Source organism: Bacillus pacificus (assembly GCF_020861345.1).
Taxonomy (GTDB): Bacteria; Bacillota; Bacilli; order Bacillales; family Bacillaceae_G; genus Bacillus_A; species Bacillus_A pacificus.
The window spans coordinates 4,066,855-4,081,853 of sequence record NZ_CP086328.1 but is presented as its reverse complement, the minus strand read 5'-3'; the positions used below and the strand labels follow the sequence as shown (position 1 = coordinate 4,081,853).

The 14,999-nt window shown below is 37.2% G+C and carries 12 protein-coding genes and 1 pseudogene; 10 read left to right on the top strand and 3 right to left on the bottom strand.

Annotated features, from left to right (window positions below):
- Window positions 1-204: 204 nt before the first annotated feature.
- Both LMD38_RS21135 and LMD38_RS21130 read left to right on the top strand, forming a co-directional pair.
- Entirely contained in the window at window positions 205-681 is a 477-nt protein-coding gene (locus tag LMD38_RS21135) for a PH domain-containing protein (RefSeq protein WP_001182711.1), read from the top strand.
- A complete protein-coding gene (locus tag LMD38_RS21130) occupies window positions 674-2,092 on the top strand; it encodes a PH domain-containing protein (protein ID WP_062821511.1) in 1,419 nt (472 codons plus the stop codon). Before LMD38_RS21135 ends, LMD38_RS21130 begins: the two co-directional genes overlap by 8 nt.
- Window positions 2,093-2,270: 178 nt before the next feature.
- Here the strand turns inward: LMD38_RS21130 and hmoB are convergent, their stop codons facing one another.
- Entirely contained in the window at window positions 2,271-2,768 is a 498-nt protein-coding gene (gene hmoB, locus LMD38_RS21125; protein ID WP_000644069.1) for a heme-degrading monooxygenase HmoB, read from the bottom strand.
- 127 nt (window positions 2,769-2,895) lie between these two features.
- Between hmoB and LMD38_RS21120 the strand changes: the two genes are divergently transcribed.
- The 4 genes from LMD38_RS21120 to hemY all read left to right on the top strand — a co-directional run bounded on the left by LMD38_RS21120 (window position 2,896) and on the right by hemY (window position 8,628).
- On the top strand, window positions 2,896-5,013 hold the full coding sequence (locus LMD38_RS21120) for a transglycosylase domain-containing protein (RefSeq protein WP_062821512.1): 2,118 nt from the start codon (window positions 2,896-2,898) through the stop codon (window positions 5,011-5,013).
- 177 nt (window positions 5,014-5,190) lie between these two features.
- The gene (hemE, locus tag LMD38_RS21115; RefSeq protein ID WP_000252614.1) at window positions 5,191-6,237 is read left to right on the top strand and encodes a uroporphyrinogen decarboxylase; all 1,047 of its coding nucleotides are present in this window, start codon (window positions 5,191-5,193) and stop codon (window positions 6,235-6,237) included.
- 14 nt (window positions 6,238-6,251) lie between these two features.
- Entirely contained in the window at window positions 6,252-7,187 is a 936-nt protein-coding gene (gene hemH / locus LMD38_RS21110; RefSeq protein ID WP_062821513.1) for a ferrochelatase, read from the top strand.
- A 19-nt stretch (window positions 7,188-7,206) separates the two neighbouring features.
- A complete protein-coding gene (hemY, locus tag LMD38_RS21105; RefSeq protein ID WP_062821514.1) occupies window positions 7,207-8,628 on the top strand; it encodes a protoporphyrinogen oxidase in 1,422 nt (473 codons plus the stop codon).
- 39 nt (window positions 8,629-8,667) lie between these two features.
- Here the strand turns inward: hemY and LMD38_RS21100 are convergent, their stop codons facing one another.
- Window positions 8,668-10,020: a DUF4026 domain-containing protein gene (locus tag LMD38_RS21100; RefSeq protein WP_061183731.1), complete on the bottom strand. Its 1,353-nt coding sequence runs from the start codon at window positions 10,018-10,020 to the stop codon at window positions 8,668-8,670.
- Window positions 10,021-10,259: 239 nt separating this feature from the next.
- On the opposite strand from LMD38_RS21100, the pseudogene LMD38_RS21095 reads away from it, so the two are divergent.
- The 3 genes and pseudogenes from LMD38_RS21095 (at window position 10,260) to LMD38_RS21085 (ending at window position 13,424) form a co-directional block, all read left to right on the top strand.
- Window positions 10,260-12,625 (top strand): annotated as a pseudogene (locus LMD38_RS21095) (DUF6359 domain-containing protein).
- Window positions 12,626-12,735: 110 nt separating this feature from the next.
- Complete coding sequence (locus LMD38_RS21090) at window positions 12,736-13,038, top strand: hypothetical protein (RefSeq protein WP_062821516.1); 303 nt, start codon at window positions 12,736-12,738, stop codon at window positions 13,036-13,038.
- Window positions 13,039-13,124: 86 nt separating this feature from the next.
- Window positions 13,125-13,424 carry a hypothetical protein gene (locus LMD38_RS21085; protein ID WP_061183728.1) on the top strand — a complete coding sequence of 100 codons (300 nt, stop codon included), beginning with the start codon at window positions 13,125-13,127 and terminating at the stop codon, window positions 13,422-13,424.
- Window positions 13,425-13,511: 87 nt separating this feature from the next.
- Here LMD38_RS21085 and LMD38_RS21080 read toward each other — a convergent pair whose 3' ends face one another.
- On the bottom strand, window positions 13,512-14,366 hold the full coding sequence (locus tag LMD38_RS21080; protein ID WP_061183727.1) for a hypothetical protein: 855 nt from the start codon (window positions 14,364-14,366) through the stop codon (window positions 13,512-13,514).
- A gap of 230 nt (window positions 14,367-14,596) precedes the next feature.
- On the opposite strand from LMD38_RS21080, the gene LMD38_RS21075 reads away from it, so the two are divergent.
- On the top strand, window positions 14,597-14,998 hold the full coding sequence (locus tag LMD38_RS21075) for a BlaI/MecI/CopY family transcriptional regulator (protein WP_000184506.1): 402 nt from the start codon (window positions 14,597-14,599) through the stop codon (window positions 14,996-14,998).
- Window position 14,999 lies beyond the last annotated feature (1 nt).

Below are 14,999 nucleotides of genomic sequence, written 5' to 3'. Positions count from 1 at the left end.
ACTTTAATCAGTGGGAGACTCATCCCCACTGATTATTAGTTGAACCAATCGGACGTTTACGGGCAGTTGATCGTTCCTCTAACTTCTTTGCTCCAGCTGAAATTTTTGGGGGAGTTCTACTGCCCGTTAACGCGGGATAATTTTACAAATATGTATATACCAACTAATATATAAGTAATAAATTCATATAATTGGAGTGATGAAATGCAGCCGTTAGAAAGGGAGATTCATTCTAATATGCTGAAAGTGTGGCGAATTCACGCTTTAATTGGGGCGGCAGTTATACTAGCAGTCGTAATTGCATATTTCTTTTTTATGATCAATTTTAATTGGTGGGGTTGGTTGTTTGGCTTGTTAGTAACAGGCGCTATTACATTTATTCCGCTTGATTATTTTGTGTTTCCAAATTTACGTCAGCGCTATTATAGTTACAGATTAAATGAAGAAGAGATTGAGATTCAAAAGGGAATGTTCGTTGTAAAACGCGTACTTATTCCGATGATTCGCGTGCAACACGTAACGATTGAACAGGGCCCGATTATGAGAAAGTACAATTTAGCAGAATTACATATTTCAACAGCAGCAACTTCTCATAGTATTCCAGGTTTAACGAAAGAAGAAGCAGAGCAGCTGAAAAGACAAATTGGAGAACTTGCGAAAGTGAGTGATGAGGATGTATAAGAGGCAACATCCGATCACAATATTGTTAGGTATTAAGATTACTAGTTTATTTCCACTTATTATCCTTGTTATGTTTAAACCGGAAGAACAAGTGAAACCTTGGTATTTATTTTATCTTTTTATCTTGTTTATTATATTCATTATGGCTATTTTCTCAGCTATAAAATGGTATTTCAAAGTGTACTGGGTTGAAAGTAATATTTTACATATAAAGCATGGTGTGTTCGTTAAGAAAGAAAGTTACTTAAATAAAGAACGTGTGCAAAATATTAGTACGTCTTCTAACATCATTTATCAAGTGCTCGGACTGACGAAATTAAATATTGAAGTGGCAGGCGGCGGTACTGAGCCAGAAGTGATGTTGGCGGGTATTAGAGAAGATGAAGCGAAGGAACTCATTACTTTATTACATAAAGAAAGAAGTGTTGTGAGTGAAGGAGGGCCTACGGAAGAAGGAAGTAAGACGGTATATCAGTTAACAACGAAAGAGATTTTAGCAGCATCTATTACATCTGGTAGATTCGGATTAGTGTTTTCAATGTTAGTCATCCTTTACACAGAGTTTAATCAATTTCTTCCAAAATGGCTCATCAATAAAGTGGAAGCGTATGTGATGGATAACGGTGTATATGAATTAATCGTTATGGCGGCGATTTTAATGGCAGTTTCGTGGGTCATTTCAACAGCCGGTTATGCATTAAAATATGCGAACTTTAAAATTGAGCGAAATGGAAATGAAGTTCGTATCGTGCAAGGTTTATTTGATAAGAAAGAGTTTGTTTTAAAATTACACCGTATTCAAGCGATTACGGTGAAAGAAGGTATTCTCCGCCAGCCTTTCGGATATTGCTCTGTCGAAGTAGAAGTTATTCAAAGTATAGAGGCGGCGGGAAATGAAGTGATGTTACATCCTTTTATGAAGAAAAAAGATGTGCAGCAGTTACTCGCATATTTACAGTTGCCGTATGAAATGGAAGAGGAAATCGTTCATTTACCGAAGGCTGCATTACGTCGTTACGTCATCATGGGCTGGATTACAAGTGCCGTACTCGCTGTGCCAATCATAGGTGCGAGTATATATTTTAAACAAAATATCGCGTTATTCACTCTCATACCACTATGTATTATATTTACGTTACTTGCATACGCGCGGTATACAAGTAGTGGTTATATGATACGAGACAATCAGTTAGTCATGGTGTACCGAGGACTCGCGAAATATACAGGAATCATGCGAAGAAGGCATGTGCAAGCAGTCGGATACAGTCAATCGTATTTTCAAAAGAAAGACGAGCTATGTACAGCTGTCGTATCGGTAGCGGGGCATCCTTACAAAGTGAAGCATATGCAAAAAGAAGATGCGCTTTGTATATATAATTGGTATAAAGAAAAAGGAAACACCGGCGTGTAACGGTGTTTCCTTTTTATGTCGTCATTTGTCGATAAGTCGATATATTCGGAAAATCGCCGATATATTTCAAGTTGCGCCGATATATTCGGAAAATCGCCGATATATTTCAAGTTGCGCCGATATATTCGGAAAATCGCCGATATAATTTCACATACCGTAGCCCTCGAACTCCAAAACTCTAAACTAACACATCAAAAGTAGTCACGAAAGACGGACGAGAGAAAATACTCTTTTGTTGTTCTGCATGTGGATGCGCCGGAGCTTGTCCTTCTGCTTGGGCGGGGCGTTTTTTATGAGCATTTTCGAATGAACGTGATTCTGTCCAGTCTTTAAAGTTTTGCTCTGTTTCCCACATCGTTAAGATGACATATGTATCGTTACTTAATGGGCGTAGAACGCGGATCGCTTGGAATCCTGGTTCGTTTTCAATAAGGCCTGCGCGGTTTTTAAAACGGTTTTCAAATACAGGGCGACCTTCGTCTGTGACAGAAATGTTGTTACAAACGATATAGCCAGGCTGTCCTTTAAATTCTCCAACAGCGTCTAGTACATCATACCTAAGAGATCCTTCTACAGATTCTTCTGTATTTTCTTTATAAAACATATTTTTTTCATCATTTTTTGCAGTGAAATGTGCTTGTTCTAGAGGTGTTTCGTATGAAATAATAGCCTTCATTTTAATGCCCCCTTACTTATTTGTTTCTATTATATCAACTCTCTTAAAAAACTTCGAAGATTATATACATAAAGATACTTCTTTTTCAAATAATAAATGTACCATCATTTGGAAAGAAGGCCGATGTATGAAGAAAGTAAAGTGGACTTTATTAGGTGGGTTAGCAACGCTTGTATTAGCGATTGTCCTTTATAAACTTATCGTGTTAGCTGGTGGCTATATGATGGATGAAAAGCAGCTCGTTTTCCACTCTTCATCACGTATCGTTGACCAGAAAGGGAAAGAAATTACGAAATTATACGTAGAAAATAGAGACCTCGTACCAATCGAACAAATCCCAAAATACGTGCAGCAGGCGTTCGTTGCGGTGGAAGATTCTCGTTTTTATGAGCATCAAGGAATTGATTACCCGTCTATATTTCGTGCTCTTTATAAAGACACGTTAGCTGGAGGGAAGGTCGAAGGCGGCAGTACGATTACGCAGCAACTTGCTAAAAACGTCTTTTTAACTCGTGAAAAAACATTTACGCGTAAGTTGAAGGAAGTCGCAATTTCCCTTCAATTAGAGCAAAAATATACGAAGCAACAAATTCTTGAAATGTATATGAATCATATTTATTTTGGCCATGGAGCTTATGGTATTCAAGCTGCAGCAAAGTTATATTTTAATAAAAATGTAGAAGATTTAACAGTAGAAGAAGGGGCAATGCTTGCAGGTCTTCCGAAGTCGCCAAGCGGATATTCACCGTATTTCTCCCCAGAGAAAAGTAAAGAGCGCCGTGATCTCGTATTGTCACTTATGCATAAACAAGGCTATTTGACTGCCGAAGAAAGCGTGCGTTATCAAGGTAAGACAATTGCTTTATATAAAAACTTGGACGAAAATGAACTCGCATATATGCCGTATATTGATATGGTCATAGATGAAGCAGCACGTTTATACGGATTGTCTCATCAAGAAGTACTTCGCGGAGGATATACGTTTGTTGTACCGATGGATGAAAAGATTCAAAAGGTAGCGTATAACCAATTTCAAGATGCAAGAAATTTCCCTGGGAAAGAAGAGGGAGCGCAAGGTGCTTTTTTATTAATGGATAATCGTACAGGCGGAATTAAAGCGGCAATTGGCGGAAGAAAGTACGTCCCGAGAGGATTTAATCGTGTTTTTGCAAAAAGACAGCCCGGTTCTGTGCTAAAACCACTTATCGTTTATGCGCCAGCACTCGAAACGAAAAAGTATAATCCGTATTCTTTATTAAAGAATGAAAGACATTCTTTTGAAGGTTATGAACCTCGGAACTATAACCGTGAATATTCGAAAGAAATAACGATGTACGATGCGATTTTAGAGTCAGCAAATGTACCTGCGGTTTCTTTATTAAATGAGTTAGGGGTAGAAGAAGGAAAGCAATATTTAGAGAAAGGAAATGTTCACATTGCTGATGCTGGTTTAAGTACAGCGCTTGGCGGATTAAAAAATGGCGTTTCAACATTTGATCTTGTGAAAATGTACCGTGCGTTTTTAGCAAATGGTGATATTATTGAGCCGCACGTTATTGATAAAGTATTCAATAGACACGGCGCAGTCATTGGAGAGTCGCCAAAAGTAGAAACGAAAATTTTCTCGAAACAAACGGCCTGGTATATGACGAAAATGTTAGAAGGAGTTGTAAAGGAAGGGACAGCGAAAGCTGGTGTATATAACGGGGCGTTAGCTGGGAAAACAGGTACAACTTCCTTACCAAATGACGATAATGGAGCGAGAGATATGTGGTTCGTTGGCTATACGCCAAATTTAGTAGGCGCTGTTTGGATTGGTTATGACCGCATAGATAAAGAGCATCAGTTGCAAGGAGAAAGTGCGTCAGCAACAAAATTGTTTAAGAAAATTTTAACGAAAGCAAATGTAGAACAGAAAGAGCAGTTTAGGAAACCAGAAGGTGTGGAAACAATCGGTGCTCCAATTCGGCTGCGCAAGATTGAAGATGTGAAAATGAAATTAGCATTTAGCCCTTTCGGTTTATTTAAAGCGAAATTAAGCTGGACACCACTTCCAGATGAAAGAATTATGTATCGTATTTATAGAGTGGAAAATGGAATTCATACGCATGTAGGTACTGTAAACGGTGCCGGGGAATATGAGGAAAAGTTCGTTAACATCTTTTCAAAACCGAGTTTTTACGTTGTGCCATATAACACACAAACGAATCGCGAAGGAGAAAAGTCAAAAGTAGCTAAACCATAGTTTTTCTCTGTGTTATAATAAGAATGTTATGAAAATAGTAAGCGTTTTTAAGAATGTTTGTGTCAATTTAATGAACAACGTACATAATATTATGCATTTTGTTTTTACAAGCTGTATAGTAAAAAAAGATAAATATCGAACGTATTCGAAGCATTGGTAAGGAAGGGAGCAAGGGTCTTGGTAAGAACTATAAATGAGACATTTTTAAAAGCATGTAGGGGGGAACGTACTGATTATGTACCAGCGTGGTATATGCGTCAAGCAGGTCGTTCGCAGCCGGAATATAGAAAGATAAAAGAAAAGTATTCTTTATTTGAAATTACACATAATCCAGAGTTATGTGCTTACGTTACAAAACTGCCAGTTGATCAATATAACGTAGACGCAGCAATTCTATATAAAGATATTATGTCACCACTACCTGCAATTGGCGTGGATGTAGAAATTAAATCAGGTATTGGCCCAGTTATTGATAATCCAATCCGTTCTTTACAAGACGTAGAAAAACTAGGGGAAATCAATCCAGAAGATGACGTGCCGTACATACTAGATACAATTCGTTTATTAACGACAGAAATGTTAGACGTACCGTTAATCGGTTTTTCAGGAGCTCCATTTACATTAGCGAGCTATATGATTGAAGGCGGTCCATCTCGTAACTACCATAATACGAAAGCGTTCATGTATGCAGAGCCAAAAGCTTGGTTCGCTTTAATGGATAAACTAGCAGATATGGTTATTACATATTTAAAAGCGCAAATTAACGCAGGGGCAAAAGCAGTTCAAATTTTCGATTCTTGGGTTGGAACAGTAAACGTAGCAGATTACCGCGTATTTATTAAACCAGCAATGGAGCGTATTTTTGCAGAAGTTCGCACGATGGGTGTACCGATGATTATGCACGGCGTAGGAGCTGCACACTTAGTAAATGAATGGCACGACTTACCGCTTGATGTAGTCGGTTTAGACTGGCGTTTACCAATTGAAGAAGCACGTGCACGCGGCGTTCACAAGGCGGTACAAGGTAATATGGATCCTTCGTTCTTACTTGCACCATGGTCTGTTATTGAAGAACATGTAAAAGGTATTTTAGATCAAGGGATGAAACAGCCGGGTTATATCTTTAACTTAGGTCACGGTGTATTCCCAGAAGTAAATCCAGATACATTAAAACGTTTAACTACATTTATTCATGAATACTCTAAAGGGCAGTTAGCGAAGTAAAGGAGAATTGCTGTATGAAAAAGAAAATTGGTTTGCTTGTAATGGCATACGGAACGCCATATAAAGAAGAAGATATTGAACGTTACTATACACATATTCGCAGAGGAAGAAAGCCAAGTCCTGAAATGCTAGAAGATTTAACAGAGCGTTACCGTGCAATTGGTGGTATTTCTCCTTTAGCTACTATTACATTAGAGCAAGCTAAGAAGTTAGAGAAGCGTTTAAATGAAGTACAAGATGAAGTCGAGTACCATATGTATCTTGGCTTAAAACATATTGAACCGTTTATTGAAGATGCGGTGAAAGATATGCATAACGACGGTATACAAGATGCAATCGCACTTGTTCTTGCGCCGCACTATTCTACGTTTAGCGTAAAATCATACGTTGGACGAGCACAAGAAGAAGCTGAGAAACTTGGAAACTTAACAATTCATGGCATCGCTAGCTGGTATAAAGAACCGAAATTTATCCAGTACTGGGTTGATGCAGTGAAAGGTATATATAATGGTATGTCAGACGCAGAACGTGAAAAAGCAGTATTAATCGTATCAGCTCACAGCTTACCAGAAAAGATTATTGCAATGGGCGATCCATATCCAGATCAATTAAATGAAACAGCGGATTATATCGCGCGCGGAGCTGAAGTAGCAAACTATGCAGTAGGCTGGCAAAGCGCCGGAAACACACCAGATCCTTGGATTGGTCCAGATGTACAAGATTTAACGAGAGAACTAAATGAAAAGCACGGTTATACTTCATTCGTATATGCACCAGTTGGATTTGTTGCGGAACATTTAGAAGTTTTATATGACAACGACTTTGAGTGTAAAGTTGTAACGGATGAAATTGGTGCGAAATATTATCGTCCAGAAATGCCAAATGCGTCGGACGCATTTATTGATTGTTTAACAGATGTTGTATTAAAGAAAAAAGAATCTGTACTGTAAGAAGAAAGGGGGAGCCTGCTTGAGGAAAAAAGTTGTGATCATCGGCGGAGGCATCACTGGATTAACAGCAATGTATAACTTACAAAAAAATATTCATGAAAAAAACTTGCCGATTGATACATTACTGATAGAAGCATCGGGTAAACTTGGCGGAAAAATTCAAACCGTTCGAAAAGATGGATTTACAATTGAGCGCGGACCGGATTCTTTCTTAGCACGAAAAGAAAGTGCAGCTAGATTAGTGAAAGAATTAGGTCTTGGCGATGAACTTGTAAATAATCAGGCCGGTCAATCATTTATCCTCGTAAACAATCGGTTACATAAAATGCCGAATGGATCAATGATGGGAATTCCAACGCAAATTACGCCGTTTCTATTCTCCGGCCTGTTCTCCCCAATTGGTAAACTAAGAGCTGGTTTTGATCTATTAATGCCGAGGTCAAAGCCAGTATCTGACCAATCACTCGGACAATTTTTCAGACATCGTCTTGGAAACGAAGTGGTTGAAAACTTAATAGAACCGTTACTATCGGGTATTTATGCAGGGGATATTGATGAAATGAGCTTAATGTCAACATTCCCGCAAATGTATCAAATTGAGCAGAAACATCGCAGTATTTCACTCGGTATGCGTACGCTCGCTCCGAAAGAAGAGAAAGCTGAACCGAAAAAAGGAATCTTCCAAACAGTGAAAACAGGTTTAGAATCTATCGTAGAATCTCTCGAAGCAAAGATGCATGAAGGTACGATAATAAAGGGAACTCGCATTGAAAAAGTTGCAAAACAGGGTGATGGCTATACGATTACTCTTAGTAACGGAAAAGAAATAGAAGCGGACGCGGTCGTAGTGGCAAGTTCACATAAAGTATTGCCATCTATGTTTGCACAGTACAAGCAGTTTCGTTTCTTCCGCAACATTCCGTCCACATCAGTTGCGAATGTAGCAATGGCTTTCCCGAAATCAGCCATTCAGCGCGATATTGATGGTACAGGATTTGTTGTCTCTCGAAATAGTGATTATACAATTACAGCATGTACGTGGACGCATAAAAAGTGGCCACATACAACGCCAGAAGGAAAAATGCTTCTTCGATGTTACGTTGGACGACCTGGTGATGAAGCAGTTGTAGAACAAACAGAAGAGGAACTCGTTCAGCTCGTACTAGAAGACTTACGAAAGACGATGGATATTACAGAAGATCCAGAGTTTACAGTCGTAAGCCGCTGGAAAGAAGCGATGCCCCAATATACAGTAGGCCATAACGAGCGAATGAAGAAACTCACAACATTTATGGAGAAAGAGTTGCCAGGTATATACTTGGCAGGTAGTTCCTACGCTGGTTCTGGTCTGCCGGACTGTATTGATCAAGGTGAGAAAGCAGCAAAGCGTGTGCTAGCTCATTTGGAGAAAGTAATGGATACGGAATTAATCGCACAGTAAAGAGAAACGCCTTCAATCATATTGAAGGCGTTTTGTTACTTATTCACCAATAAACATATATAAGTTATTTGGCTTTATAACGGCATCTCCTGCATAAATAACCCATTCTGTTAAGTCATCAAAATCTAAATGATAACTATTTCCTTCACTCATATCTTTTATAAAATATGGTTCGTTAATGAGTATTCCTTGAATGAATTCTTCCGTAATGTTTTGCATTTCAAACCACATATGTTCACTTTTTCCCTCTTCGTAGGAAACACCAAACTTAGCGAGAAAACGAAAATCTTCATTCGATTGTTCAATTTGAAAAATGTTGCAGAAGTACCCGAAAGTATTCTTCGCATTGTAAGCCATACGATCGGTTTCACTATTTGTTTTATAGAACATAAGCCCTGTAGCTTCCTCGTGTTCTTTGAAAAAGCTTTCGATACATTCTTCTGAAGTATCAAATTTGAACAAGAGAACAGATGGCGATTGATGGTATTCATCTCGGTCATCCATCCCGCCTAAGAATGTGTTTTGTGCATCTATAGGTTGTAGCTTCACTTCTTCATCCTCAATTGAAGATAATTGATCCATACTCGTTTTATGCCCAATATAAGATAATCCTTTTTCCCACGGAACAGCTACTGTATGTATAGAACCTTGCTGACTATGCGCGATAACGATAGGCTCATTCATAGGGACTTGTCCATTCTCAACGGCATTATTCGCAAATGTTTGAAAGAGGTCACCAATGCCGTAGTAGGAAGAAATACGATTTGGAATAATTAATTCTATTTCTGTTACGCCCGCTCTTAAAAGGCCGTGTGTATGAAACCAATATTGCGTAGGCTCGCCTTCTTTATCGTCTTCATAAACGGAATGAATAACGTATAAGTCAGGAATGTCAGGTAATAATTCATTTTCAACATGATATTCAATATAGCTTCTAGATATCACTTTCATTGCGGCACTTGAATCAATTACAAATAACAAATCCGGGGCGAGGTTCCATAAAAACTGTATTTGCTGGAAAAAGCAGTCTAGCACATCGCCTACAAATAGCGTACGGGTGAAAATTTCAGTACCGAAAGCCGCATCTTCAAAATGACGATCTACGATTGTAGAATCTTGTCTATTGTACAGTTTATATTCTTCTGGGTCATTCGCCTCATCAATATGCAGTTCATATGGTATGACTTTTTCATCCATATGTAACTCAACGATAAGGCTTGTCTCATCACTATAAACAATTTTTAACTCATCAACTTTAGTAGCGATAGTTTCTAGCCGCTGTTTTAACTGCTCAATTGTAATTCTAGTTGGTATAACAGCAATCATATCTGAAAAATGACGTTCTAATGTTCCATTCATAGCTGCGCGGTATGTTTCTGTTTGCACTTCCATCCAATCACTCCTATTCAAATGAATCCATTTTACATGCCAATTAAATTTCGATATTTCTGTTTTTTTCTTTCATATTATAAAACGTATTCGTAGAAGGTGTAAAATTATTATTTTGTATTATTGTTTGAAAACGAGTAAATTAGATTAATTTTTTGTAAAACTTGTCGAAATATCATTCTATATAACGAATCATTTGATATGATAGAAATGCTGAGAAAATATGAAATAGGGAGAGGAAAATGGCTGTGAAGAAATTGTTAAGTGTCTTTTTATCATTCATACTATTGCTTTCATTTACTGGAACTTTAGTACAAGCAGAAGAAACTACTTCTATGTCAGTAGAAAAAGCAATTCAAGTATTTAAGCAGCAAGGGAAAACGAAGGGGACAGTGGAAGGATATATCGTTGGATATACGCAAAGCCCTTCTAAGTACACGAAGGATCCGGCTAAGTTTGACGACACAAATGTGGCAATTGCCGATTCTCCAAATGAAACGAATCCAGACAAAATCATGCCTGTTCAGTTGCCAAAAGGCGATGTGAGAGCGGCAGTAAATGTAAAAGATCATCCTGAAAATATCGGGAAGAAAGTTAGTTTAACAGGGACGCTTGAATTATATTTTAGTAGCCCAGGTTTAAAATCAGTAACAGCTCATAAGTTTCAAGGAGAAGGACAAAACCGTGTTAGCGATGTAGTAGCTTCACCTAGTGGCGGAGAAGTTGCGAAAGGAACAGCGGTAACGTTAACAACGAATACAGAAGGAGCAACAATCTATTACACGTTAGATGGTTCTAACCCTACAAATAAAAGTGTTCGTTATAACAGACAGATTGTAGTGAATGAAAATAGTGTAATTAAAGCAATTGCAGAGAAAGAAGGACTTACTTCTTCAGGAATTTCAACTTTTTCATTTATTATCGTAAACAATGAGCCAGTTCGTATTCATGATATTCAAGGAAAATCACATATTTCTCCTTACAACGGGAAGAAAGTATACAATGTGGAAGCGTTGTAACAGCACTTGATAAAAATGGTTTTTATATAGAAGACAACCAGCCAGATAATGATCCAGCTACTTCAGAAGGTATGTACGTATACAAAAAAGATGCAAATGTAGCAGTAGGAGATCTTATTCAAGTTGATGGAGTAGTAGAAGAATATGTTGGACCTGGATATGCAGAAAGGTTTGAAACAGACTTAACGACGACGGAAATTAAAGCGAGCCGCGTTGCTGTAATCGCAAAAGATCAAGCTTTACCAGCACCGATTGTACTTGGAGAAAACGGTGTGAAAATTCCTGATCAAATTATCGATAATGATGCATTTGGTTTATTTGATCCAAATGAAGATGCAATCGACTTTTATGAAAGTATAGAAGGTATGCGCGTTACGATGCCAACGCCAAAAATTATTGCCCCTCAGAAAAACGGGAATTTATATGTAACAGTGAAAAATGGCGGGAATAAAATCGTAACGAAATATGGCACACCTGTATTAGATGAAAATCAATTAAATCCAGAGCGTCTTTCTGTAAAAGTACCTCGTGATTATGTAGCAAAAGTAGGAGATACTTTCACTGGAGATATAACAGGAGTAGTCGGATATGATTATGGTGCGTTCCGCATTTCGCCAATAACGGAATTACCATCTGTAGTAGACGGCGGATTTAAGCAAGTAGGGGCCAATATTCAGCCGCGTCTTGATAAGTTAACAGTTGCTACATATAACATTGAAAACTTCTCGGCGAATAAAAAAGAAACAACAGATGAAAAAGTAAAGGCGTTAGCGTATTCTATTAAATACAATTTAAAAATGCCAGATATTATCGGGGTAGAGGAAATGCAAGATAATAATGGAACGATTAATGACGGTACAACAGATGCTTCATTAAGCGCAAAACGTATTATTGATGCGGTGCTAGAAATTCGCGGGCCAAAGTATGAGTATGTAGAAATTGCTCCGCATAATAATCTAGACGGTGGAGCGCCAGGAGCGAATATTCGCGTCGGTTTCTTCTACAACCCATCACGCGTGAAATTAGCAGCGGTACCGAAGTTACTTGATAAAAATGTCGTTCGCATTGGAGACGAAAACCCATTGTTTGAAAGTACACGTAAACCACTTGCGGCAGAATTTACATTCCAAGGACAAAACGTTGTCGTCGTTGCAAATCACTTAAACTCAAAACTAGGAGATGCAACGCCATTTGGAAAAGTACAACCGCTCGTATTAAAAAGTGAAGAAAAACGAGTTCAATTAGCACAAGAAGTAAACAATTTCGTACAAGGTATTCAGAAAAAGAACACGAATGCACCAGTTGTTGTGTTAGGGGATATGAACGATTTTGAGTTCGCTAAACCATTAAAAACGTTAGAAGGAACAATCTTGAAAAATATGTTAAACACAGTGCCGAAAGAAAATCGCTACACGTACATCCATGAAGGAAATGCACAAGTGTTAGATCATATTTTAGTAACAAACAACATTGCACCACACACAATAGTAGATCCAGTACACTTAAACTCAAACATTATGAAAGAACATGGACGTGTAAGTGACCACGACCCAGTACTTGCTCAAATTGATTTGAAGAAAGCTTCTTAAATAATTGTAAAAGAACGCTTAGAAATATACTGAGCGTTCTTTTACATAATTAGGAATTTCATGGTAAAATAGACTGAATATTCATTTTTATTGTTAGGGGGTGTAGACATATGGTATCCCAACTAAATGGGAAACTAATGAACCAACTAGCGATTTTTTTTAGCATGTTCATAATAATTAAGTTTCTAGCCGATGTAACAGGTCTTACGCAACCACTAGGTATGTATTATTTAGGCACGCTTAGTACTAATATCGCTTATATAGCATTCGGTCTAGCCGTAATATTTACTATATTGGGTATTAAAAAGGAATTAAGTAAATATGCCATTATTTCAGTATGTTCGGCGGTAGGAATTCAAATAATCTATATGATTGTTTTTGTAGTTTTATGGATGTTGGCAGGTACGCCGTAAATGTTATGAATAGAAAAGCCTACTGATACTAAAGGCTTTTCTATTTTTTATAATTCAGTTTTTTTGATAAGGTAAGGAGGTTAAAGATGCAAGCATGGTTAAATGGAAAGATAATGAATCAGCTTGCAATTTTTTTTAGTACAATCGTCATGCTTCAATTTCTAGCTGATGTAACAGGACTTACACAAAATTTAGATATTACATATAACTTAATACAAACAGCAGCATCTTATATAACGTTTAGCTTGGCAGTTATTTTTACTTTAATCGGCGCAAGAAGAGAGCTAAGTAAATATGCAATTAGTTTGTTATGTTTAGTGGTAGGTATTAAAGCGATTTACTTTGTAACGGTTGTTATTTTATGGGGATTGGCAGGTACGTCGTAAAGGGGAGGATGATTATATGAGTAATGATAATAAGAGCGTAATTCTCTAATCTCACTCAGGGAATTACGCTCTTAGTCGTTCAATGATTTAGTCTGAAATTACTTGAAACGCTTTTCTACATCGATCTCTTTTTTGCAGTCTTCTTTTATATTTTTTTCTATCTCGCTTTACTCCTTGTATATACATAAGTAAGCTAACGAGAAGGAAGAAAGCACATTGCATCGTTAAAATGTACGGTGACATGCCTTGCAATGGTTGCTTTGGATCATATAAATGAATAGGTGCTCCACCTATTGTAGGGAATATTGTATTTAGTAGGACGTACGGAATGGAGTTAACTGCAAATGGAAATAGAATGGCCATATAGTCTTTTTGTGACCATGCAGATGCAGCAAGTCCTAAGAGGGCCATTAAACCTGCAAATAAAAAATTAATTCCAATATATACCGTAATGTAAGTGAGAGGCGCATCGAAGTATAGGTTTGCGAACATTCCATCCTCATTTATGATGCCAGAACCAATCGTAGGTGTTCCGTCTGGAATTGTTAATTTGCAAAATAATAACGATAAGATGAATGGAAAGGTATAAAGAAATCCTCCGCAAAAAAACGTAACGATATATTTCGTTACTGAATAAGGAAATAAAGAAATTCCTTTGCTCACGAACGGTTTAAAACTATCTGACTTATCGGAATTGTAACTTGTACTAAAGGGGAAACTCGCAATAACTGGCATTAATAATAAATAAACATCCATTTCATTATCACGAAATCCAATCCATTTTATATCTGTTGATATAGATCCGCTCGCAGCGTCTCCTAAATAACGAATGACATAATAATAATGATAAATACAAATAAGAACGAATCCACTAAACATAATAATTAAAGAAACACGATTACAAAAAGCTTGCTTTATATTTAAACGAAGTGCACGCATCATGACTGAAAAAGCCTCCACTATTTTGATAAACTTGTCTATTTTCTATATTACTATTAAATGTAAAGATTTTCTTGTTTTTTTATTTGATTATTTGAAAAAAGAGAAATTTGTTGTTGGGAAGTAAGGTTTAGTTGAAATTAGTTTTTTCTAAAATATGGTTGACAATTAAGTATTACATTTGTAATCTTAGTTATAGATTACAAATGTAATACGAGGGAGTGAAATATATTATGACAAATCAATTACCTAAAATATCCGAAGCAGAATTAGAAATTATGAAAGTACTTTGGTCTAATTCTCCACAAACAGCGAATGAAATTATAGAAGAACTAGAAGATGAAATGGACTGGAAACCGAAAACAATCCGTACATTAATTAATCGGTTAGTACAAAAGGAAGCCGTTTCTTACCATCAAGATAAAGGACGCATGTATGCTTATTATCCGTTAGTATCACAAGATAATTATTTACAAGTGGAAACGAAATCTTTGCTAAAGCGTTTTTGCGGTGCAGCGTTTAAACCATTACTTGTTAATTTCTTAAAAGAGGAGAAATTATCTTCAGAAGATATTAATGAACTAAAACGCATTTTAGATGAGAAGACAGAGGAGAATAAGAGGAAGGATCGATAAA